20 protein-coding genes and 1 tRNA gene are annotated in these 18,551 nt (G+C 59.3%); 14 read left to right on the top strand and 7 right to left on the bottom strand.

The window, feature by feature from the left end:
- The first annotated feature begins 354 nt into the window (after positions 1-354).
- The 3 genes from HMPREF9696_RS04180 (at position 355) to gyrA (ending at position 4,269) form a co-directional block, all read left to right on the top strand.
- Entirely contained in the window at positions 355-840 is a 486-nt protein-coding gene (locus HMPREF9696_RS04180; RefSeq protein WP_002711703.1) for a single-stranded DNA-binding protein, read from the top strand.
- A 121-nt stretch (positions 841-961) separates the two neighbouring features.
- Positions 962-1,366 (top strand): DUF2306 domain-containing protein, encoded by a 405-nt coding sequence (locus tag HMPREF9696_RS04185; RefSeq protein WP_002711704.1) that lies wholly within the window; start codon positions 962-964, stop codon positions 1,364-1,366.
- Positions 1,367-1,548: 182 nt separating this feature from the next.
- The gene (gyrA, locus tag HMPREF9696_RS04190) at positions 1,549-4,269 is read left to right on the top strand and encodes a DNA gyrase subunit A (RefSeq protein WP_002711705.1); all 2,721 of its coding nucleotides are present in this window, start codon (positions 1,549-1,551) and stop codon (positions 4,267-4,269) included.
- Positions 4,270-4,279: 10 nt separating this feature from the next.
- On the opposite strand, the gene HMPREF9696_RS04195 is transcribed toward gyrA, so the two are convergent.
- A complete protein-coding gene (locus tag HMPREF9696_RS04195) occupies positions 4,280-6,193 on the bottom strand; it encodes a potassium transporter Kup (RefSeq protein WP_002711706.1) in 1,914 nt (637 codons plus the stop codon).
- 553 nt (positions 6,194-6,746) lie between these two features.
- Between HMPREF9696_RS04195 and coaD the strand changes: the two genes are divergently transcribed.
- The 5 genes from coaD to tgt all read left to right on the top strand — a co-directional run bounded on the left by coaD (position 6,747) and on the right by tgt (position 10,633).
- Complete coding sequence (gene coaD / locus HMPREF9696_RS04205) at positions 6,747-7,247, top strand: pantetheine-phosphate adenylyltransferase (protein ID WP_002711708.1); 501 nt, start codon at positions 6,747-6,749, stop codon at positions 7,245-7,247.
- A gap of 22 nt (positions 7,248-7,269) precedes the next feature.
- A complete protein-coding gene (locus tag HMPREF9696_RS04210; protein WP_002711709.1) occupies positions 7,270-7,812 on the top strand; it encodes a peptidylprolyl isomerase in 543 nt (180 codons plus the stop codon).
- Between the two features lie 56 nt (positions 7,813-7,868).
- Positions 7,869-8,336: a peptidylprolyl isomerase gene (locus tag HMPREF9696_RS04215; RefSeq protein WP_002711710.1), complete on the top strand. Its 468-nt coding sequence runs from the start codon at positions 7,869-7,871 to the stop codon at positions 8,334-8,336.
- A 70-nt stretch (positions 8,337-8,406) separates the two neighbouring features.
- Positions 8,407-9,483, top strand: coding sequence for a tRNA preQ1(34) S-adenosylmethionine ribosyltransferase-isomerase QueA (gene queA / locus HMPREF9696_RS04220; RefSeq protein WP_040301797.1), 1,077 nt, complete (start codon positions 8,407-8,409; stop codon positions 9,481-9,483).
- A gap of 16 nt (positions 9,484-9,499) precedes the next feature.
- Positions 9,500-10,633, top strand: a complete 1,134-nt coding sequence (gene tgt, locus HMPREF9696_RS04225) for a tRNA guanosine(34) transglycosylase Tgt (protein WP_002711712.1) — start codon at positions 9,500-9,502, stop codon at positions 10,631-10,633.
- Positions 10,634-10,650: 17 nt separating this feature from the next.
- Here the strand turns inward: tgt and HMPREF9696_RS04230 are convergent, their stop codons facing one another.
- The gene (locus HMPREF9696_RS04230; protein WP_002711713.1) at positions 10,651-10,863 is read right to left on the bottom strand and encodes a hypothetical protein; all 213 of its coding nucleotides are present in this window, start codon (positions 10,861-10,863) and stop codon (positions 10,651-10,653) included.
- A gap of 231 nt (positions 10,864-11,094) precedes the next feature.
- On the opposite strand from HMPREF9696_RS04230, the gene cysK reads away from it, so the two are divergent.
- Entirely contained in the window at positions 11,095-12,078 is a 984-nt protein-coding gene (gene cysK, locus HMPREF9696_RS04235) for a cysteine synthase A (protein ID WP_002711714.1), read from the top strand.
- Between the two features lies 1 nt (position 12,079).
- Positions 12,080-12,325: a BrnA antitoxin family protein gene (locus HMPREF9696_RS04240; protein WP_002711715.1), complete on the top strand. Its 246-nt coding sequence runs from the start codon at positions 12,080-12,082 to the stop codon at positions 12,323-12,325.
- 14 nt (positions 12,326-12,339) lie between these two features.
- Here HMPREF9696_RS04240 and HMPREF9696_RS04245 read toward each other — a convergent pair whose 3' ends face one another.
- Complete coding sequence (locus HMPREF9696_RS04245) at positions 12,340-13,269, bottom strand: glycine/sarcosine/betaine reductase selenoprotein B family protein (RefSeq protein WP_002711716.1); 930 nt, start codon at positions 13,267-13,269, stop codon at positions 12,340-12,342.
- Between the two features lie 108 nt (positions 13,270-13,377).
- On the opposite strand from HMPREF9696_RS04245, the gene HMPREF9696_RS21760 reads away from it, so the two are divergent.
- The gene (locus tag HMPREF9696_RS21760) at positions 13,378-13,545 is read left to right on the top strand and encodes a hypothetical protein (protein ID WP_002711717.1); all 168 of its coding nucleotides are present in this window, start codon (positions 13,378-13,380) and stop codon (positions 13,543-13,545) included.
- Between the two features lie 16 nt (positions 13,546-13,561).
- Here the strand turns inward: HMPREF9696_RS21760 and HMPREF9696_RS04255 are convergent, their stop codons facing one another.
- Positions 13,562-13,813 (bottom strand): hypothetical protein, encoded by a 252-nt coding sequence (locus tag HMPREF9696_RS04255; RefSeq protein ID WP_002711718.1) that lies wholly within the window; start codon positions 13,811-13,813, stop codon positions 13,562-13,564.
- A gap of 171 nt (positions 13,814-13,984) precedes the next feature.
- Here HMPREF9696_RS04255 and HMPREF9696_RS04260 point away from each other — a divergent pair.
- Positions 13,985-14,060, top strand: a tRNA-Lys gene (locus tag HMPREF9696_RS04260).
- A 612-nt stretch (positions 14,061-14,672) separates the two neighbouring features.
- Entirely contained in the window at positions 14,673-14,918 is a 246-nt protein-coding gene (locus HMPREF9696_RS04265) for a hypothetical protein (RefSeq protein ID WP_002711719.1), read from the top strand.
- Between the two features lie 13 nt (positions 14,919-14,931).
- Here HMPREF9696_RS04265 and HMPREF9696_RS04270 read toward each other — a convergent pair whose 3' ends face one another.
- The 3 genes from HMPREF9696_RS04270 to HMPREF9696_RS04280 all read right to left on the bottom strand — a co-directional run bounded on the left by HMPREF9696_RS04270 (position 14,932) and on the right by HMPREF9696_RS04280 (position 17,673).
- On the bottom strand, positions 14,932-15,909 hold the full coding sequence (locus HMPREF9696_RS04270; protein WP_002711720.1) for a hypothetical protein: 978 nt from the start codon (positions 15,907-15,909) through the stop codon (positions 14,932-14,934).
- Between the two features lie 39 nt (positions 15,910-15,948).
- On the bottom strand, positions 15,949-16,755 hold the full coding sequence (locus HMPREF9696_RS04275) for a hypothetical protein (protein ID WP_002711721.1): 807 nt from the start codon (positions 16,753-16,755) through the stop codon (positions 15,949-15,951).
- A gap of 159 nt (positions 16,756-16,914) precedes the next feature.
- Positions 16,915-17,673: a hypothetical protein gene (locus HMPREF9696_RS04280; protein ID WP_002711722.1), complete on the bottom strand. Its 759-nt coding sequence runs from the start codon at positions 17,671-17,673 to the stop codon at positions 16,915-16,917.
- A gap of 497 nt (positions 17,674-18,170) precedes the next feature.
- Here HMPREF9696_RS04280 and HMPREF9696_RS21550 point away from each other — a divergent pair, with 497 nt between their 5' ends.
- The gene (locus HMPREF9696_RS21550) at positions 18,171-18,476 is read left to right on the top strand and encodes a hypothetical protein (RefSeq protein ID WP_157169994.1); all 306 of its coding nucleotides are present in this window, start codon (positions 18,171-18,173) and stop codon (positions 18,474-18,476) included.
- Positions 18,477-18,551 lie beyond the last annotated feature (75 nt).

Genomic DNA, 18,551 nt, shown 5'->3' on the forward strand with positions numbered 1-18,551 from the left:
AGAAGGGAAGTGAAGGTTCCTAAGACAAGGAAATGCTTAGGATATTCGGTTCCATCGCACCATGTTTTGATCACGTTTTCGTCACATTCCGTGACGCGGCGACGGACGGTGGATTGTTCCTCAATGAGTTGTTTGTCGAGTTCCGCTTGCACGAGAACAAAAAAGGTACATATTGTGTCTGGGTTTTGTCGGCGGCTTGCGTGTGGATAACCGTCGCGCCGGGCTCATGGCACAGGCCGGAGCGTATAGGGTCAATTTCGGAGCGGGCCTTTCCTGAGGCGGGAAGCCGTCCGCGATCATAAATCCTGACAGATTCGGGCGCACCGTCTGCGTGCGCGAAAGTGGAGAGCGTCAATGGCAGGAAGCGTCAATAAAGTCATTCTGGTCGGCAATCTCGGTGCCGACCCGGAAATCAAGCGGACACAGGACGGCCGCCCGATCGCCAATCTGAGCGTTGCCACATCGGAGACGTGGCGCGACAGGAATACGGGCGAGCGGAAAGAGAAGACGGAGTGGCATCGCGTCGTGATCTTCAGCGAAGGGCTCTGCAAGATCGCGGAGCAGTACCTGAAGAAGGGATCAAAAGTTTACCTCGAAGGGCAGTTGCAGACCCGCAAGTGGCAGGACAAGGACGGCAAGGATCGCTACTCGACCGAAGTGGTTCTTCAGAACTTCAATTCGACCTTGACCATGCTGGACGGCAAGAGCGGCGGCGGCAGTTCGTTCGGCGCGGATGAGGGCGGCGATTTCGGATCGTCCGGTCCGTCGCGCTCGGCGCCTCCGCGCCGCGTTGCGGCCGGCGGCGGTCGCGACGACATGAACGACGACATCCCGTTCTGAGCCATTAGAAGAGCCGTGAGAACACGCAGAGCCGTTATCATTGCCGCGGCTCTGCGTGAGATTGCCCGCGCCATTCACTTCTGTTGAAATGAGACTTCAATCCGTTTTCGGAATGTGACCGATGAGCCTGGCGCCGCTGCTCGATGCCTCACCGGTGATCCAGTTGCATGCGTTCGCGGCGCTGGGAGCTTTGGCGCTGGGACTAGTCCAGTTTGCGTCTCCGAAAGGGACCTTACCCCATCGTGCGACAGGGTGGGTCTGGGTCGCGCTGATGGCAACCGTCGCGATCAGTTCGTTCTGGATACACGGCCGTCAGATCAAGCTGGGGGCGCCCTGGAGTGCGATCCATCTGTTGTCGATCTTCAGCCTGATCATGCTTCCGCTCGGACTCTGGTTTGCGCACCGGCATCGCGTGCGCGGTCACAGGATCACGATGATCTCGATTTTCACGGGTGGGCTCGTCATCGCCGGGCTGTTCACATTCGTCCCTGGCCGCATCATGAATGCGGTCGCTTTTGGACCGTAGCCTGGCGTCTGCGAAGCGTGGTTTTCCGCCTTCTGGAATCGTTGCTAGAATCCCGATTTTGCACCGGTCTAAATCTTTGTAAAGACTAGTGAATTCGCGTCGATTTTGGCTGCAAATGCGGTTGGCGTTGCGGGGCGAATTCGCCTATATAACAACAGCATTTCGCACTCAGGATTCGCACGTTGACCGACCAAGAAGATCCGCCGTCCGGGCCGCCCGACGCGGCTGATATCCGTCCCGTTTCAATCACGGATGAGATGAAGCGCTCCTACCTCGATTACGCGATGAGCGTGATCGTGGCGCGAGCGCTGCCGGACGCGCGTGACGGTCTGAAACCCGTTCATCGCCGCATTCTCTATGCGATGTACGAGAACGGTTTCGAGTGGAACAAACCTTACCGCAAGTCGGCGCGAACCGTCGGCGACGTCATCGGTAAATACCATCCGCACGGCGACCAGTCGGTCTATGACGCGATGGTGCGTATGGCGCAGGACTTCTCCATGCGCGTGCCGCTGATCGACGGACAGGGCAACTTCGGCTCCGTTGACGGCGATATGGCCGCGGCGATGCGCTACACCGAAGCGCGTCTGCAAAAGGTCGCGCATTCGCTGCTTGATGACATCGACAAGGATACCGTCGATTTTCAGCCGAACTACGACAGTTCCGAGCGCGAGCCGCGCGTTCTGCCGGCCAAATTTCCGAACCTTCTCGTCAATGGCGCCGGCGGCATCGCCGTCGGCATGGCTACGAACATTCCGCCGCACAATCTCGGCGAAGTGATTGATGCCTGCATTGCGTTGATCAACGATCCGGCGCTTGGGATCGACGATCTGATCAACATCGTTCCGGGACCTGATTTCCCGACCGGCGGCATTATTCTCGGCCGCCAGGGCATTCGCGCAGCGTACCATCTGGGGCGCGGCTCCATCGTGATGCGCGGCAAGGTCGAGATCGAGGACATCCGCAAGGACCGTCAGGCGATTGTGGTCTCGGAAATCCCGTATCAGGTGAACAAGGCGGGCATGGTCGAGCGCATCGCCGAACTGGTGCGCGAAAAGAAGATCGAGGGCATCGCCGATCTGCGCGACGAGTCCGACCGCGACGGTTATCGCGTCGTCGTCGAGTTGAAGCGCGATGTCGTGCCCGAGGTGGTGCTGAACCAGCTCTACAAGTTCACCCCGCTGCAGACCAATTTCGGGGCCAACATGGTGGCTCTCGACGGCGGCCGCCCGCAGGTCATGAACCTGAAGGACCTGCTGACCGTCTTTATCGCGTTCCGCGAGAGCGTGGTCTCCCGGCGGACCAAGTTCCTGCTCGGCAAGGCGCGTGACCGCGCCCACATTTTGGTTGGCCTTGCCATTGCGGTCGCAAATATCGACGAGGTGATCCGCGTTATCCGGACGTCGCCGGACCCGAATACGGCGCGAGAAACCCTGATGTCGCGTGACTGGCCCGCCAAGGATATGGCGGCCATGATCACGCTGATCGACGATCCGCGTCATCGGGTCTCCGAGGACGGCACTGCGCGGCTGTCGCTGGAACAGGCCAGGGCGATCCTCGATCTGCGCCTGCAGCGCCTGACGGCGCTGGGCCGCGAGGAAATTTCCGAGGAACTGAACAAGCTCGCGACCGAGATTGCGGACTATCTCGATATCCTGCGCTCGCGCGCACGTATTCAAAGCATCATCAAGGACGAACTCACCGCCGTGAAGGATGAGTTCGCCACGCCACGCCGGACGGTGATCATTGATCAGGAAGGCGAGGTCGAGGACGAGGACCTGATCCAGCGCGAGGACATGGTCGTGACCGTCTCCCACGCCGGCTATGTCAAGCGTGTGCCGCTGTCGACCTACCGTGCGCAGAAGCGCGGCGGCAAGGGCCGTTCGGGCATGCAGACTCGCGATGAGGACTTTGTCAGCCGTCTGTTTATCGCCTCGACGCACACGCCGGTGCTGTTCTTCTCATCGCGTGGTCAGGTCTATAAGGAGAAGGTCTGGCGCCTGCCGATGGCGGCTCCGAACTCGCGCGGCAAGGCGCTGATCAACATCCTGCCGCTGGAGCAGGGCGAACGCATCACCACCATCATGCCGCTGCCGGAAGACGAATCCTCGTGGGGCAATCTCGATGTGATGTTCGCCACCACAGGCGGCAATGTCCGGCGCAACAAGCTCTCTGACTTCGTCGACGTGCGCCGGTCGGGCATCATCGCCATGAAACTCGATGAGGGCGAGGCCATCGTCGATGTGCAGATCGCCACCGAGAATGACGACGTGTTGCTGACCGCCGCAGGCGGACAGTGTATCCGCTTCCCCGTCACCGACGTGCGTGTGTTCAGCGGACGCACCTCGATGGGCGTTCGCGGCATTGCGCTTGCCGAGGGCGACAAGCTGATCTCACTCACCATCCTCCGCCATCTCGAAGCGTCATCCGATGAGCGTGCTGCTTATCTGAAGATGCGCCGCGCGGTTGCGGGTGAAGCGGCGGCTGAGGAGAATAGCGAGACCGATGCTGAAGAGTCGTCAGCGGCCGTACAATTGAGCCAGGATCGCTACGCGCAGATGTCGGCAGCCGAACAGTTCGTGCTGACCATCAGCGAGAACGGTTACGGCAAGCGCTCCTCGTCGTTCGAGTATCGCACCACCGGACGCGGCGGCAAGGGCATCGTCGCGATGTCCGTCAACAACCGTAATGGCAAGCTGGTGGCGTCATTCCCCGTCGAGGACAGCGACCAGATCATGCTGGTGACCGATAAGGGACAGTTGATCCGCTGCCCGGTCGAAGGCATTCGCGTTGCAGGCCGCTCGACGCAGGGCGTGATTGTGTTCGACACGGCGGAAGACGAGCATGTCGTTTCCGTCGAGCACATCCCGGAAGACGAATCGGACAATGGCAACGGCGGTTAAGACCGCCGCGCTAGATTTCGATCTCGGTCCCGAACTCGACGACCTGCTTGGTCGGAACGCCGAAGAACGCCGCCGTGCGCTCGGCGTTTCGCTGCAGGAAGGCGAACACTGTCTCGCGCCACACCGCCATGCCTTCGACCTTTTCGGTGGGGACGATGGTTTCCCGGCCGATGAAGTAGCTGACATCGGCAAGGTCAATGCCGGTCAGTTTTCCCTGCGCGCATGCAAGTTCGAGTCCCTCGGAAATCGTCGGGTACTGCATGAAACCGAAATGAAGGATGACGCGCGAAACACCGTGGACGACATCGGTGATCACCACGCGATCCCCGTCGTCGACACGGGGAATTTCGTCGATCACGACCGTCACCAGCAGAACACGTTCGTGCAGCATGTGGTTATGCCGGACGAATTGGGTTAGTGCGAGGGGCACACCGTTCGGGGATGACGCGAGAAACGCCGCTGTCCCGGGCAATCGTGTTACGCATTGCCCTACGATGGTTTCGATCAGTTCCTCTTCCGGCTGACGCAGTCTTCCACGGGCCTTTTCGACAAGACGCACGCCGCTTCGCCATGTGAGCATCAAGAACGCGATGAAGCCTGCGAGCAGCAGCGGAAACCAGCCGCCCTCAAGAAACTTGGTCGAGTTTGCCGCGAAGAAGATGCAGTCGATGACGAAGAAGAGGCCATTGACGGCGATGACCAGCAGCGGCGGAAAGCCCCACTGGATGGCCACGAGCGCCGCTAGCAGCGTTGTGATGGCCATGAGCAGCGAGACGGCAATGCCATAGGCGCCGGCCAGTGCGTCCGACGTGCCGAAACCGATCACCGCGCAGAGCGTCGCGGCGGCCAGCATCCAGTTCACCAGCGGCACGTAGATCTGCCCCATCTCATGACTGGCGGTGTGCCTGATATGCATGCGCGGCAGGAATCCGAGCTGGATGGATTGCTGGGTCAGGGAGAACACGCCGGTGATGATGGCCTGCGATGCGATCACCGCGGCGATCGTTGCGAACGCAACCAGGGGATAGTGCGCCCAGTCAGGTGCGAGTTGATAAAAGGGGTTCTCGATTGCGGCGGGATCGCTGACCAGCAACGCAGCCTGTCCGAAGTAGTTCAGAACCAGCGCAGGCAATGCGACGGCAAACCATGCCAGCCGGATCGGAAAGCGGCCGAAATGTCCCATGTCCGCATACATGGCTTCGCCGCCGGTCACGGCGAGGAATGCTGCGCCAAGAATGGCGAAGGAGATGTGGAAGTTCTGGCTGAGAAGGAAGCTGACCGCATAGGTGGGGCTGAGAGCCGCCAGCACGCTCGGATTCTTCACGATGCCATGTATTCCGAGCAGCGCGAGCGTGAGAAACCAGACCAGCATGAACGGCCCGAAGATTCCACCGATGAATCCGGTGCCCTTGCGTTGCATCAGGAAGACGCAAATCAGAATGACCACTGTAATCGGAACGACAGCAGGCGCGAGTGAGGGCGCATCGACTTTCAATCCCTCAACCGCGCTGAGGACGGAGATCGCGGGCGTAATCGCGCCGTCGCCGTAGAGCAAAGCCGCGCCGATCAGGCCGACCACGAGCAGTTGCGCGCGCCAGGTGCCGGGAGCGGCATTGCGTGCTGACAGCAATGCGAGGAGTGCGACAATGCCACCTTCGCCGCGATTGTCCGCACGCATGATCAGCAGCGCGTACTTGAACGAAATGATCAGAACGAGCGCCCAGAGGATCAGCGAAACCACACCGAGGATCGCTTCGTTGGTGAGGGCGCCGCCACCGTGGTGGGTTGCAGCCTTGGCGGCTTCCTTGAGGGCGTAGAGGGGACTGGTCCCGATGTCTCCGTAGACGACACCGAGGGCGCCAACAGTCGCGGAAACAGGAAGCCCGAAGTTGCGGCCCCCAGATGCAGCATGAACGGTGGTCACGAACGCCCCCTGTAGCCTGAACGCGCGTCCACTCAGTGGCGCTGGCTGTAGTCTGCTACCGGAGGTTGGAAATTACTATGCCGGGATTTGAAATTATTCGACGGCTTCAGCCTTGACGTCCGCAGGTCTGCAGCAGAGGAGCTTTTCTAGCCGCGGTCGGTTGAAACACGGCGCACGGGCTGAATGCCGAGCCTGGAGTTTGTGCGACGCAAGCACACCTCGTCGATATTGGGCCAGTTCTGAGTCGCGCAGGAGGGACTTGTCGCCGCGATCGGCAGGCGGTCGGCTTTTGCGAGCGCCTTCGGCATGTTTGCCGTGGCGGACGGCGCGAAGCTGGGAAAAAACGTTATCGCGGTTGCTACGAATGTCGCAATCGCCGCCGCTGCCAGTGCCCTGATCATGGTCCGCGTCCCTTGCTGCAGCCGCCGTGGCTGACTGCAGGGATGACGCGCGGAGACGGGGAAAAGTTCACGCGTCCTTCAAGAAATAAACCTCACAAGGAAGCGGAACCGGTCCAGCTTGCGGCGGTCGCCGGGCCGGGTTAGGAGGATGCATGTCCCGCATCGCGCTCTATCCCGGGTCGTTCGACCCCGTCACCAATGGTCATCTGGATGTGGTCCGTCAGGCTTGCAGCCTGGTCGACCGGCTGGTCGTGGCCATCGGCATTCATCCTGGCAAAGCTCCGCTATTTCCGGTCGATGAGCGGCAGGAGATGATCCGCGAGGTGTTCGCGCCGATCGCCGCCAGCGCCAAATGCGAGATTGATTGTGTGACGTTCAGCGACCTGACCGTAACGGCTGCCCAGAGGGCGGGGGCGACGATCCTGATCCGCGGCCTGCGTGACGGCACCGATCTGGACTATGAGATGCAGATCGCCGGCATGAATCAGACCCTGATGCCGGAAATCCGCACCGTCTTCCTGCCGGCTTCCGCCACCGTCCGCCCGATCACCGCCACACTGGTGCGTCAGATCGCTGGTATGGGTGGAGACGTTTCGCATTTCGTGCCCAAGGCGGTCGCCGCGCGCCTGAAGACCAAATTTGCCGGCAAATAACCTTCTCTGATCCGGAGTTCTCATGATCCGCATTCTTGCCGTTCTCGCGGCCTTTGTTTTTGCGACGCCCGCTTTTTCGCAGGCTCTTCCGGCCGGGCTGGACAAGGCCAACGCGATTGTCATCGACACCACCAAGGGACGGGTAATCGTCAAGCTGCGTCCCGATCTCGCTCCGAAACACGCCGAACGCATCAAGCAACTCGCCCGCGACGGCTATTACAACAATGTGCCCTTCCATCGCGTGATCGAGGGCTTCATGGCCCAGACCGGCGACGGCCAGCGCTTCAACGGCACCGGTGGATCGAAGTATCCGAACCTTCCCGCGGAATTCTCCAATGTTCCGTTCAAGCGCGGCATCGTCGGCATGGCGCGCGCGGGCGACCCGAATTCGGCCAATTCGCAGTTCTTCATCATGTTCGCTGACGGCAGCTTCCTGAACGGCAAGTACACCGTGGTCGGCGAGGTGGTGTCCGGCATGGATGTCGTGGACAAGATCAAGCGCGGCGAGCCGGTTCAGGATCCCGACAAGATGGTGAAGGTGCAGGTCGCCTCCGACATCAAGTAACACGAGTCAGGCAGCCCGCAGTGATGACGGGTGCCTCAATCTGCAAAGGAAACATCATGGCAGACGCTGAAAACACCCTGATCCTCGAAACCACGCAGGGTCCGGTGACCATTGAAATGCGCCCCGACCTTGCTCCGGGCCATGTCGAGCACATCAAGAAGCTGGTGCGCGAAGGCTTCTATGACGGCATCGTCTTTCATCGCGTGATCGAGGGCTTCATGGCCCAGACCGGCTGCCCGAACGGCACCGGGACCGGTGGCTCGAAATATCCGAACCTCAAGGCCGAGTTCAACGCAGAGCCGCATGTGCGCGGCACCGCGTCCATGGCGCGCGCCGCCAATCCCGATTCCGCCAATTCGCAGTTCTTCATCTGCTTCGACGATGCACGCTTCCTCGACAAGCAGTACACCGTCTGGGGCAAGGTGACCTCCGGCATGGAGAACGTGGACAAGATCAAGCGCGGCGAGCCGGTTCAGAATCCCGACAAGATCGTCAAGGCGCATATGGCGTCCGACGCGGCCTGATCCTCGCCGTAAACCGGCTTTGCGAATGGATGGCCGGGCGTATGTCCCGGCCATCGACATTTTGAGCATCATGCGTACAGATTTATTCGATTTCGAGCTTCCGGAAGCCAACATCGCGCTGCGACCCGTCAGCCCGCGCGACGCGGCGCGCATGCTTGTCGTGAAGCCGGACCAACCGCTGATCGACGCCATTGTTTCGGATCTGCCGCGCTTCCTGCAGCCCGGTGACCAGCTTGTTGTCAACGACACAAAGGTAATTCCGGCGCAACTGACCGGCCGCCGGATTGGCCGCGAAACCGAGCCTAAAATCGAAGCGACCCTGATCAAGCGTTTTGATGGTTCGCGATGGCAGGCGCTGGTCAAACCCGCCAAGAAACTTGCTCAGGGTGATGTCATCCGCTTCGGCAACGAGGGCCGGGTGTGTCTGCTCGGAAACCTCGATGCGCAGGTCGAGCACAAGGGCGAGAACGGCGAGGTGACGCTCTCGTTTTCGTTTCACGGCCCCATTCTGGATCAGGCCATCGCCGATGTCGGCGCGCCGCCGCTCCCGCCTTATATCGCCTCGCGCCGGACGCCGGACGAGCGCGACAATGCCGACTACCAGACCATGTTTGCGGTCAGCGAGGGCGCTGTCGCGGCGCCGACCGCGGGGCTGCATTTCACCCCGGGCCTTGAAGCCGCCTTGCGCGCGCGCGGCGTCGGCCTGCATCGGGTGACGCTCCATGTCGGTGCAGGGACGTTCCTTCCGGTCAAGGCCGACGATACGGCAGAACACAAGATGCATGCCGAGTGGGGCACGGTGTCCGTTGAGACCGCCGCTGCGTTGAATGAGGCCCGCGCCAAGGGTGGCCGGATTGTCGCGGTCGGAACCACCTCACTGCGGTTGCTCGAAAGCGCCGCGGCGGATGACGGCACCATCAAGCCGTTCACCGCGGAAACTGCCATCTTCATAACCCCCGGCTACCGGTTCAAGGCGGTGGACGTGCTGATGACCAATTTCCACCTGCCGCGCTCGACCCTGTTCATGCTGGTCTCGGCCTTCAGCGGGCTGGAGACCATGCAGCAGGCCTATGCCCACGCCATCGGAAGCGGCTATCGCTTCTACTCGTATGGCGACGCATCGCTGTTGTTTCGCCGGTCAACCTGACCCATAACGTCGCGCCATGGCTGTTCCCAACCATTTCAAACTTCTCGGCCACGACGGCGAGGCGCGCACCGGCGTACTGACAACGCCGCACGGTGTCGTCCGCACGCCTGCGTTTATGCCGGTCGGCACCGCCGGCGCGATGAAGAGCATCCACTGGCGCGACATTCGTGAAACCGGCGCCGATATCGTGCTCGGCAACACCTATCACCTGATGCTGCGGCCCGGCGCCGAGCGCATTGCGTCGCTCGGAGGCTTACAGACATTCACCACCTGGAACGGACCGATGCTGACCGACTCCGGCGGCTTTCAGGTGATGTCGCTGGCGAAGCTGCGCAAGGTGACCGAGCACGCCGTGACCTTCAGTTCGCACATCGATGGAAGCAAGGTGGAATTGTCACCCGAGCGGGCCATCGAAGTGCAGCGGTTGCTCGGCTCAGATATCGCCATGCAACTCGACGAATGCGTGCGGCTGCCGGCGGAGCGCGCCGATATCGAGCGCGCGATGCTGCTCTCGATCCGATGGGCGGAGCGCAGCAAGCGCGCCTTTGAGAGTGCCCCGGAAGGCTACATGCTGTTCGGCATCGTTCAGGGCGGGGACATCCCCGAGCTGCGGCGCGACAGCGCGCACAGGCTGATCGACATCGGTTTTCACGGCTACGCCGTCGGCGGTCTCGCGGTCGGTGAGCCGCAGGCCGTGATGCTGGCGATGATCGAGGAAGTCGCGCCATTGCTGCCGCAGGAGCGGCCACGCTACCTGATGGGCGTCGGCACCCCGGACGATATGCTGGAAGCCATCGCACGCGGCATCGACATGTTCGACTGCGTGATGCCGACGCGAAACGGGCGTCATGGCCATGTGTTCACCCGGCACGGAATCATCAATCTGCGCAACGCGCGTCATGCCGACGATCCGCGTCCACTGGATGAGGAGAGCCATTGGCGCGGCGCGCGGGACTATTCGCGCGCGTACCTGCACCATCTCGTAAAGTCCGAGGAGGCGTTGGGTGCGATGCTGTTGTCGGAAATCAACGTCGCCTATTATCAGACGCTGATGAGCGGCGCCCGCGCAGCCATCGCCGCCGGAACCTTCGATAGCTACAGGGCATCAGTCCGCGACGGATGGGCGCGGGGCGACATCGCTCCGCGCTGAGTCTGAACCCTCGGTAGTTAGTTACAGACGATCCTTGTGGAATGCTTCGTCACGAAGCCATATCCGCAGTTATCGCAGGTCCACAAGTAGCTGATCATGTTGTCCGCGAGAAACGCGGATGCTTCGGCTGCGACCATCGAGTCCGAACAGATCGTGCAGATCGGGCGATCGCTCATGCGTGGCGGTAAGCGTGATGGCTTGGTCGACAGAATTGCAGCAATTGCTGGCATCGTGACCTCCCTGCCGGATTTGAGCCTTGCCCGGACTATAGACATGGGACTTTGAAGAAGTCGCAACACAAATGCGTTCCTTTTGAGAAAAGCATTTTGCGGCGCACTGCCTGGGCCAGATGCGCCACGAGGCACTTGCATGAAACCGCTCTGCTGCCCTTAATGGCGGAAGCCGATTGTTTCGCGTAACCGTCTCTGATGGTTCGCAATTAATTGAGGTGGAGAACCGCGATGGACGCAAAATCACAATCGAACGCTTCGCCCGCACGCGCGCCGGGACGCGGGCGGATTTACGACAGCATCGTTGATGCATTCGGCGATACGCCGATCGTCCGGCTTCGCAGGTTGCCCGAACAGAACGGCGTGAAAGCAACGATTCTCGCTAAACTTGAGTATTTCAATCCGGCGGCGAGCGTGAAAGATCGCATCGGCGCGGCGATGATCATCGCGATGGAGAAGGCCGGCGTCATCAATAAGGATACCGTGCTGATCGAGCCGACATCGGGCAATACAGGAATCGCGCTGGCTTTCGTCGCGGCGTCGCGCGGCTATCGCCTGAAACTGGTGATGCCCGAGTCGATGTCCATCGAGCGCCGCAAGATGCTGGCGTTTCTCGGCGCGGAAATCGTTCTGACCCCGGCGGCGCAGGGCATGAAGGGCGCTATCGCCACGGCCGAGGAATTGATCCGCAACACGCCCAACTCCGCGATGCCGCAACAGTTCAAGAACCTGGCCAATCCCGAAGTCCATCGCCGCACCACGGCGGAGGAGATCTGGAACGACACTCATGGCGACATTGACGTCTTCGTGGCCGGTGTCGGCACGGGTGGAACAATCACCGGCGTCGGCCAGATCCTGAAGCAGCGCAAGCCGTCCGTGCGTGTGGTCGCGGTGGAGCCGGTGGAAAGCCCGGTCCTGTCCGGCGGCCAGCATTCACCGCACAAGATTCAGGGCATCGGCGCGGGCTTCGTTCCCGACATTCTCGACCGCTCGGTGATTGACGAAATCGTCAAGATCGACAGCGCCACGGCGATTGCGACCTCTCGCGCGCTAGCGCGCGCCGAAGGCATTCCCGGCGGTATCTCGTCGGGCGCGGCAATCGCGGCAGCGCTCGAACTCGGCAAGAGGCCGGAGAATGCGGGCAAGACCATCCTTGCGATCATTCCTTCGTTCTCCGAACGCTACCTGTCGACGGCGCTGTTCGAGGGCATTTGACATGACATCACCTCCAAGGCGGCCGCGCACGCTCAGTGACGCGAAGACGGAAGCCGAGGCGGCGTTCAAGTCCGCCACCAAAAAGGTGGCGGAGGCTCCTCCCAAGCAGGCCGCGATCCCCGGTGTGAGGGAGCTTGTCTCGATCCGGATTGACCAGGACGTTCTCGAATACTTTCAGGACGGCGGTCCCGGCTGGCAGGACCGGATCAACGCGGCCCTGCGCAAGGCGGCCGGAAAGTCCGAGTAAGCGAGTCCGAATAGTCACGCCACGCGATTGGCGCGCGCGGCTTCCTTCTGGGCGTCGAAGTCGCGGCGGCGGCGCGCGAGTTCCTCGGGGGCCATGCGCTCTACATTGTTGTAGTCGCGCTTCCATGACGCGTCCTCGCTCCAGCGCAGCGGGGACTGGACGGTGGTCTGCGGACCCGGCGCGCTTTCCAGCACCTTGAGCGCCAGTTCCAGGGTGAAGGCCTGTGAGGCCTTGTCATGCGGTTTGCCGGCTGAATTGCCGAGCGGAAAATCACTGAACAGGAATCGCGGCACGGCGGCGTGCTCAACGATGTCCTTGGCGCAACCCATCACCACCGTGGAAATTCCGTTGGCTTCCAGATGGCGTGCCACCAGCGCCGTGGTCTGATGGCAAACGGGGCAGTTCGGCACGAGGATCGCGGCATCGACATTGTGCTCCTTGCAGCGCGCAAGGATGTCCGGCGCGTCGGTCTCGATGGTGGCGCGATGACTGCGGTTGGTCGGCGCGCCGAAGAAGCGCGGCGCAACTGATCCAATGCGGCCTTCGCGCGCGAGACGATGCAACTGTTCCAGCGGAAACCATGTGTTCATGTCCGCCGCCGACGTGTGCGCGCGGTCGTAGGCGATGTGAGAGATACGCAGGTCGTGCTTTTGAGACGTATCGCCGTCGTAGACCTGATAGAATTTTGCGCTGCCGTTGTAGGCTGCGCCCGGTCCCTGATCACCCTTGGCCGGATCGAAGCGGGCCGCAGTGGTGACGATCGCTACACGGGCCTGCGCGAGCGGCTTTTTCAGCGGCTGGAACGGCGCTGCAACATTGTGGGCCCAGCGGTACGGCGTGTCGTAGCCGATTGCGAGGTAGTAATCCCGCGTCCGTTGCATGTAAGGAACGGGCACGTCGAAATCGCGCACGGCATCTTCGGGGGCGGCAGGCGAATCCGTCATGATGGCAATCCTCGAAATCTGGCTCACAGCCGTAGCAGATAGGCATTCTGTCAGCCATATTCAGTGAAAGCGACGCAGCCATACCGGCCTGCGGGCAAGGGACGTCTCATGAGCAACAAGAAGAAGGGCAAGGCCGAGGAGCCTGCAAAGACGCGGGACAAGGACCCGACCAGGAACGCGCCATTCAAGGTCAATCCGGACAGCGAAGACTTCGTGACTCCGCGCAACGACCTGAGCGAGGACGAATTGAAGGAACAGGAGGATCGCCGCTCCTGACCGGCCCGCGTCTCATTTACAGAGCGCTGAGGTCCGTCGGGACGTTGCCGAAGGACTTCAGGACCACGGCATCCTTGAAATCGCCGGTCATGGGATCGCCCGAGCGGGTGAAAGCTACCGCTCCGATGGCTCCGAACGAGTGTGACAGGGTTTCTGCGCGCCGGATCGCGGTTGATGCGCTCTGAAATTCTTCCGCTGTTCCGGCGATGACGGAACCATCATCATCTTGGGTGAAGGGAAGGGCCACATAATAGGAAATATCGGCCATTGGCGTTCTCCGGCTGCTCGGCAATAAGTATGTTCTCTTTTCGTTCTCATGTCAATTGTTGTCGATGGACAGGAGAACGGAGGATGCCCAGCGGGGAATTCCACAGCCTGAACAAGGATGCAGGGCCGCACTTGACCCACATCCAGCCGCCACCTACACACCGCGACACGTGAGCGCGTAGCTCAGGCGGTAGAGCACGTGACTTTTAATCATGGGGTCGAGGGTTCGAGTCCCTCCGCGCTCACCATGAAAACCCTTATAAAATAGGCACTTTTTGAATTTTCAGGCCATCGGGGCTGCAATCCCGATGGCCTTTTTGGCTCTTTTTTGGCTCGTTGTCGTCTAAGCGGGCCTGCGCGCAGTGGCTGATAGCTGCTGAAGGGTCCCGCGAGTCGGCGTGCGGGTGCCAGTGCATCGCTGGCAGCGAAGCGAGTCTTCCAAGGCATGCACCGGGGTGTCGGGCGGGCGCGGCAAGATGGCTAGATCAACACTGCTGACGGCCCGACATCGTGAGCATTGAACTTCCAGCCAAGAGAAGCCGCCATTGAGAGCTTGGCCGATTGTTGGCGATGGGTCAGTCGGGCCGCCTGCGCTCCACATCTTCTCGTTCCAGCTTTCGCACGTCAGCTTGTCGGCTTCTCGGGTTAGGCGCTCGCCCTCAGCGCGTAGCTCGGCGGCGCGGTCGGCAAGGATGCCCGCCATAGCCTGCGATTTGGCGAGTTCCTTTTTTAGAGCCTTTCGGTCGCCTCCCGACAGGGGCAATGGGTGATGTTTGGGCATGATGGTCGAGTCGCGTTCCTGCTTGACCCTCAAATATCAGTTCTCTATTTGTTCTAGCGACAGTCAAGCCGGGATGACCATGGAACTCGAATATCTGCGCATCGAAATCGAAAGAATGAGGACGCAGGTCCGGCGTCAGCGCGGCGACATTCGCAAGCTTCAACACGCTGGCATTAGTACCGCGTCTGCTGAAGCGCTGCTTGAGCGCATGCAGGCCAAGGTCGATGAGCTTTGCGCTGAGCGCGACAAGCGGGTCGGTGAGACCCGCCTGAAGTACGCCGGTACGAACAAGGTGATTAAGGGACCACAGATACGGTTTAGATAACGAGTAAACAAATCTACTGTTCAAAAAAGCCATGTCGGATAAGGCTATCCATATCGCCGTCGTCTCGGCAATTCGGCGGAACGCCCGCTTCGTCCAAAATGCGTACTAAGCGCTTATCCTTGGTCTGAAAATTCTGAACAAAAAAGCCAGATGCCATTTTCTCTCGACCTAGTCCTAACAACTCCTGATTGTTAGTCGAGAGGGAAAAACCCACCATATAAATTTTAGACGATGCCAGAATGAGCCGCTTTGCGCGCGTTCGTGCTTCGTCGTCTTTGTTGTCTCCAACTCGAATGTTTGTCGCTTGCGACTCGAGGTACCGACGAACAGGATGCACTTGTTCTGGAAGAGAAGTTATGCATCCGTGTGGATATACAAACTCCACGCACTCATCCATCGGCCAATACCTTCGCTCGGCTCCGTTCCAATACATTCTCATAGACCGCTCAAGCAGGCCGTCGTAGTTGAACGATATGATTGCGAGTCTGTTCTCCGGCGAAGCAATTGGCCGCATAATGCCCACTAAACTCCGCATCCAATCCTTCTCGGGTGCTAGCGCTCCTTGCTCAAATTGCGATTTCAAGCGCCATATGCCGTTGTCGTTGCGATACATCGCCCGAAATAAAGCTATTGTTATCAGCATCGAGACAACACCTGTCATCGATGGGTGATCTCGAACGAAGTCGTCAAGATTTAACGCAACTAAGTGATTGCGAAATATCTCTGCCGTCGACAGGAAGTCGTCTAGGTCGCCGATTGATTTTAATAGCGCAAAATTCAAATCGCTCCCTTGAGCGAGATATTGATCGGTCACGCGGAAATAACCTTCCGCCCCCTCGTGGTAACGACGAATAAGAGCTTTTATCGTCTCGGCAGATTGAGCCATAAGTTCCCAAGCCAAAGGCAAGCTATAAGGAACACTTGCGCCAGCTCCTAGAATGATGGTCCGCTGGACAATTTTCTTTGCGACAATGACTTTGCTTTTCGCCATCGATGACTTCAAAAAAACAGGAGGGATGGAAATAAGGGATTAAAGGCGCTCGAAAAATCCGACGCGCCAAGGATCAGGATCATGGTCGCTGCAGACATAAGGAAAATGTTCGCGATGCCTTTTTAGCAGCGTCCAGATTGGCCTTGGTACTTCCATCGGCACATCTGATGGGCTGTAAACCTGACCATGCCTAAGCGCGACGCGAATAATGCCACGAGCTATAAGAGTATTAGCGTAACCACCATCAGCGTCAGCCGTGAAGAGTCGAAGATTGTGATGCAAAAGATAGCCAACAATCTCACGTTCTTTGCGGCTCAGACTGTCGAGGTCACTTTCGATGTTTCCCAATTCGTCCACTTGCGCAGCCTCAGAACGCATCGGTTCGGACAAGCGAATGGGAAAATTACGCTTGCTTAGTTCTACACCGACCTGCGCATCGAGATACTTGCACGCTTCAGACAGGGCATCTTCGGAAGCTGCGTTGTACAGGCCCGTCGAGATGTAACGTGAGCGCATGACATTGTCGTCGCTGTCCATAAGTCGTAGTACTTCATCGATATCATATGCAATCTGTAAGCCTTGCTCTTTCGCCATGCTGCTCAACGAAATTACGTTGTGCCTAACTTTTATGAGGTCGCTTACGGTCTTCCCGATCCCGCGAAGGTACGCCTTTAGGTAAAGCTCGATAGCGTGATAAAACAGGAACGACTTTGGAGCTTCAGGGTGAGTGACTTGCACCTTGGCAACTGACAATGCCTCGGCTGAATGCCAGTAGGAGCGCGCGTAATTGAACAGACCTACGGGCGTAGTTCGTTCATCCTGATCGAATTTTGCCGGTTGGTTCATCGAAAGTCCTCAGCCAAATCAAATCAACATCAGCATTATAGCCGATGTTGTGGGAGCCCTCTGGGGATAACGCCGATAGAACAGTGTTAGTTGGCTGGGAAAAGTATGGGCTATTGAAATTACTAGGTTATTTTCTCAAAAGTGGTGACTTCTGTGGGGTTAAACATGGCGCAGGGCCTTGCTCCCCGTAGCGTCCCATGACAATCGGTTTGGCAGCCTGATTTCCTCATTTGAAGGAATAAGCAGCCGAGGGAAGATGTCTTTCACGCGCTGAACGTATTCAAGGTCTCGATTGGCCCAGATGCGTGTCGCACGTTTTGCCAGCATCGCCCGATAACGCTCTCGCCGGGCAGACGGCTTTGTATTCTTTCTCATGTGACGTTGATGTTCGGCCCGCAAAGTTTTGCGAATGGCGGCCTGAACCGCCTTAGCAACCTTACTACTAACGAAAGTCTGCGAAACATCGAAGCAACCGCGGAAAACCGCAGCCGGGTTGATAGCGGGGGTTTCGTCCGCAAAAGCGATACCGTAAATCCGTTCGATGTTTTCAGTCCCAAGCACGCGAAGCTCGTTTTTATGCACCGGCGGGCCACTCCAGTCGCGTTTCGACACGCGGTCGAAATAAAGAAGATTATCCAGCGAGCGTTCTGAGGTGTGCGCGTTCGGAACGTAGTACACGCTACCGTTCTCAAAGGTGTTCATTATCCCGGCGGCGCGATTACGCATAATGAGATGTTGTCTGATCCAATCGGTTAGCTGGGCAAACGTCAAACGGTCGGACGTCCAATCAAATGAAAGGTCTAACCGGCGCAGAGTGCCCCCGCGTTCTCGTTGCCATAGGCCCAGCAATTCAAGCATCTCTCGTTGCGGGCACTGAACCTTCACTACGAAGCCTATGATGTCATAGCGATAGGTCATCGCGTTCCATCGGCGCGTCATATCCATGCGGACACGCCGACCGTAAATCAGTTGAAGATTTTGACGGTCGCCCGCTTGAGGCGGCCCGGAAATAAAAACGTGAAGAGTATCGATGTAGGCGCTGAGCCAAGCGACATACCGGCTTAGGCCGGTGCAATGCCGGACGCGTCGTTTTGTCGGTTCTGCAGCCCGCAACATACTTGCCCCCAAAACGCTGACTAAAGCGTTCTCCCTGTCACTCCCTCTCGGGAGTCCATTCCGGCACGCCAGCGGGAATTGGCGGTTCGGTCGGCCTGCTGAAGGCCATTTGTCGGGCGACACAAGGCGCTGTGTTGCGTTTTCGCCTAGAATTGCGCAAGCGCTGTTCGCGTCGTCACCGAACTATTGTAGCCTGCGCTCAGCGTTGTGAAAACGGTTCTAACAAAGGATGCGTGTCTGTGCGCATGCAACCAAAACGGACAACCAATTCCGGCATGCCGGAACGAGAGGATAAACGCATGGGTGCCAAGGACGACCACGATTGGTCCTACTACCGCGGTAGGCCAGCGCCAACGATACGGCGCATACCGAAGCGGCAGGCTGAGCACTCTCCGCCGCGCCGTCGTTTTCGACCTGAGAGGCTTCCTTCATTGAAATCGGAAGTTAAGCGGATGATTGCGGCGGAAGCTGACATGAGCTTGGACGACATCATGCATCGGCTGCGGCGCTTCGAGGTCACGGTATCGCGGACAACGGTCAGCGGCATCATGACCGAGTTCAGGCATTCCGTGCGCATCATGCGCGAGGCCGGGCTGCTGAAATAAAACGGCCCGACGTGCGTGGGGGTCACAGCACATCGGGCCGGATTGCCTGCCGCGCCGTTGGTTGCCAGCCGCAGA

The organism is Afipia clevelandensis ATCC 49720 (genome assembly GCF_000336555.1).
GTDB classification, from domain to species: Bacteria; Pseudomonadota; Alphaproteobacteria; order Rhizobiales; family Xanthobacteraceae; genus Afipia; species Afipia clevelandensis.

Excerpts from the sequence above, each read along its gene's own strand:
- HMPREF9696_RS04180 (WP_002711703.1), top strand. The coding sequence starts at position 355 with ATGGCAGGAAGCGTCAATAAAGTCATTCTGGTCGGCAATCTCGGTGCC.
- HMPREF9696_RS04185 (WP_002711704.1), top strand. The coding sequence starts at position 962 with ATGAGCCTGGCGCCGCTGCTCGATGCCTCACCGGTGATCCAGTTGCAT.
- coaD (WP_002711708.1), top strand. The coding sequence starts at position 6,747 with ATGTCCCGCATCGCGCTCTATCCCGGGTCGTTCGACCCCGTCACCAAT.
- HMPREF9696_RS04210 (WP_002711709.1), top strand. The coding sequence starts at position 7,270 with ATGATCCGCATTCTTGCCGTTCTCGCGGCCTTTGTTTTTGCGACGCCC.
- HMPREF9696_RS04215 (WP_002711710.1), top strand. The coding sequence starts at position 7,869 with ATGGCAGACGCTGAAAACACCCTGATCCTCGAAACCACGCAGGGTCCG.
- queA (WP_040301797.1), top strand. The coding sequence starts at position 8,407 with ATGCGTACAGATTTATTCGATTTCGAGCTTCCGGAAGCCAACATCGCG.
- tgt (WP_002711712.1), top strand. The coding sequence starts at position 9,500 with ATGGCTGTTCCCAACCATTTCAAACTTCTCGGCCACGACGGCGAGGCG.
- HMPREF9696_RS04230 (WP_002711713.1), bottom strand. The coding sequence starts at position 10,863 with ATGCCAGCAATTGCTGCAATTCTGTCGACCAAGCCATCACGCTTACCG.
- cysK (WP_002711714.1), top strand. The coding sequence starts at position 11,095 with ATGGACGCAAAATCACAATCGAACGCTTCGCCCGCACGCGCGCCGGGA.
- HMPREF9696_RS04240 (WP_002711715.1), top strand. The coding sequence starts at position 12,080 with ATGACATCACCTCCAAGGCGGCCGCGCACGCTCAGTGACGCGAAGACG.
- HMPREF9696_RS04245 (WP_002711716.1), bottom strand. The coding sequence starts at position 13,269 with ATGACGGATTCGCCTGCCGCCCCCGAAGATGCCGTGCGCGATTTCGAC.
- HMPREF9696_RS21760 (WP_002711717.1), top strand. The coding sequence starts at position 13,378 with ATGAGCAACAAGAAGAAGGGCAAGGCCGAGGAGCCTGCAAAGACGCGG.
- HMPREF9696_RS04255 (WP_002711718.1), bottom strand. The coding sequence starts at position 13,813 with ATGGCCGATATTTCCTATTATGTGGCCCTTCCCTTCACCCAAGATGAT.
- HMPREF9696_RS04265 (WP_002711719.1), top strand. The coding sequence starts at position 14,673 with ATGGAACTCGAATATCTGCGCATCGAAATCGAAAGAATGAGGACGCAG.
- HMPREF9696_RS04270 (WP_002711720.1), bottom strand. The coding sequence starts at position 15,909 with ATGGCGAAAAGCAAAGTCATTGTCGCAAAGAAAATTGTCCAGCGGACC.
- HMPREF9696_RS04275 (WP_002711721.1), bottom strand. The coding sequence starts at position 16,755 with ATGAACCAACCGGCAAAATTCGATCAGGATGAACGAACTACGCCCGTA.
- HMPREF9696_RS04280 (WP_002711722.1), bottom strand. The coding sequence starts at position 17,673 with ATGACCTATCGCTATGACATCATAGGCTTCGTAGTGAAGGTTCAGTGC.
- HMPREF9696_RS21550 (WP_157169994.1), top strand. The coding sequence starts at position 18,171 with ATGGGTGCCAAGGACGACCACGATTGGTCCTACTACCGCGGTAGGCCA.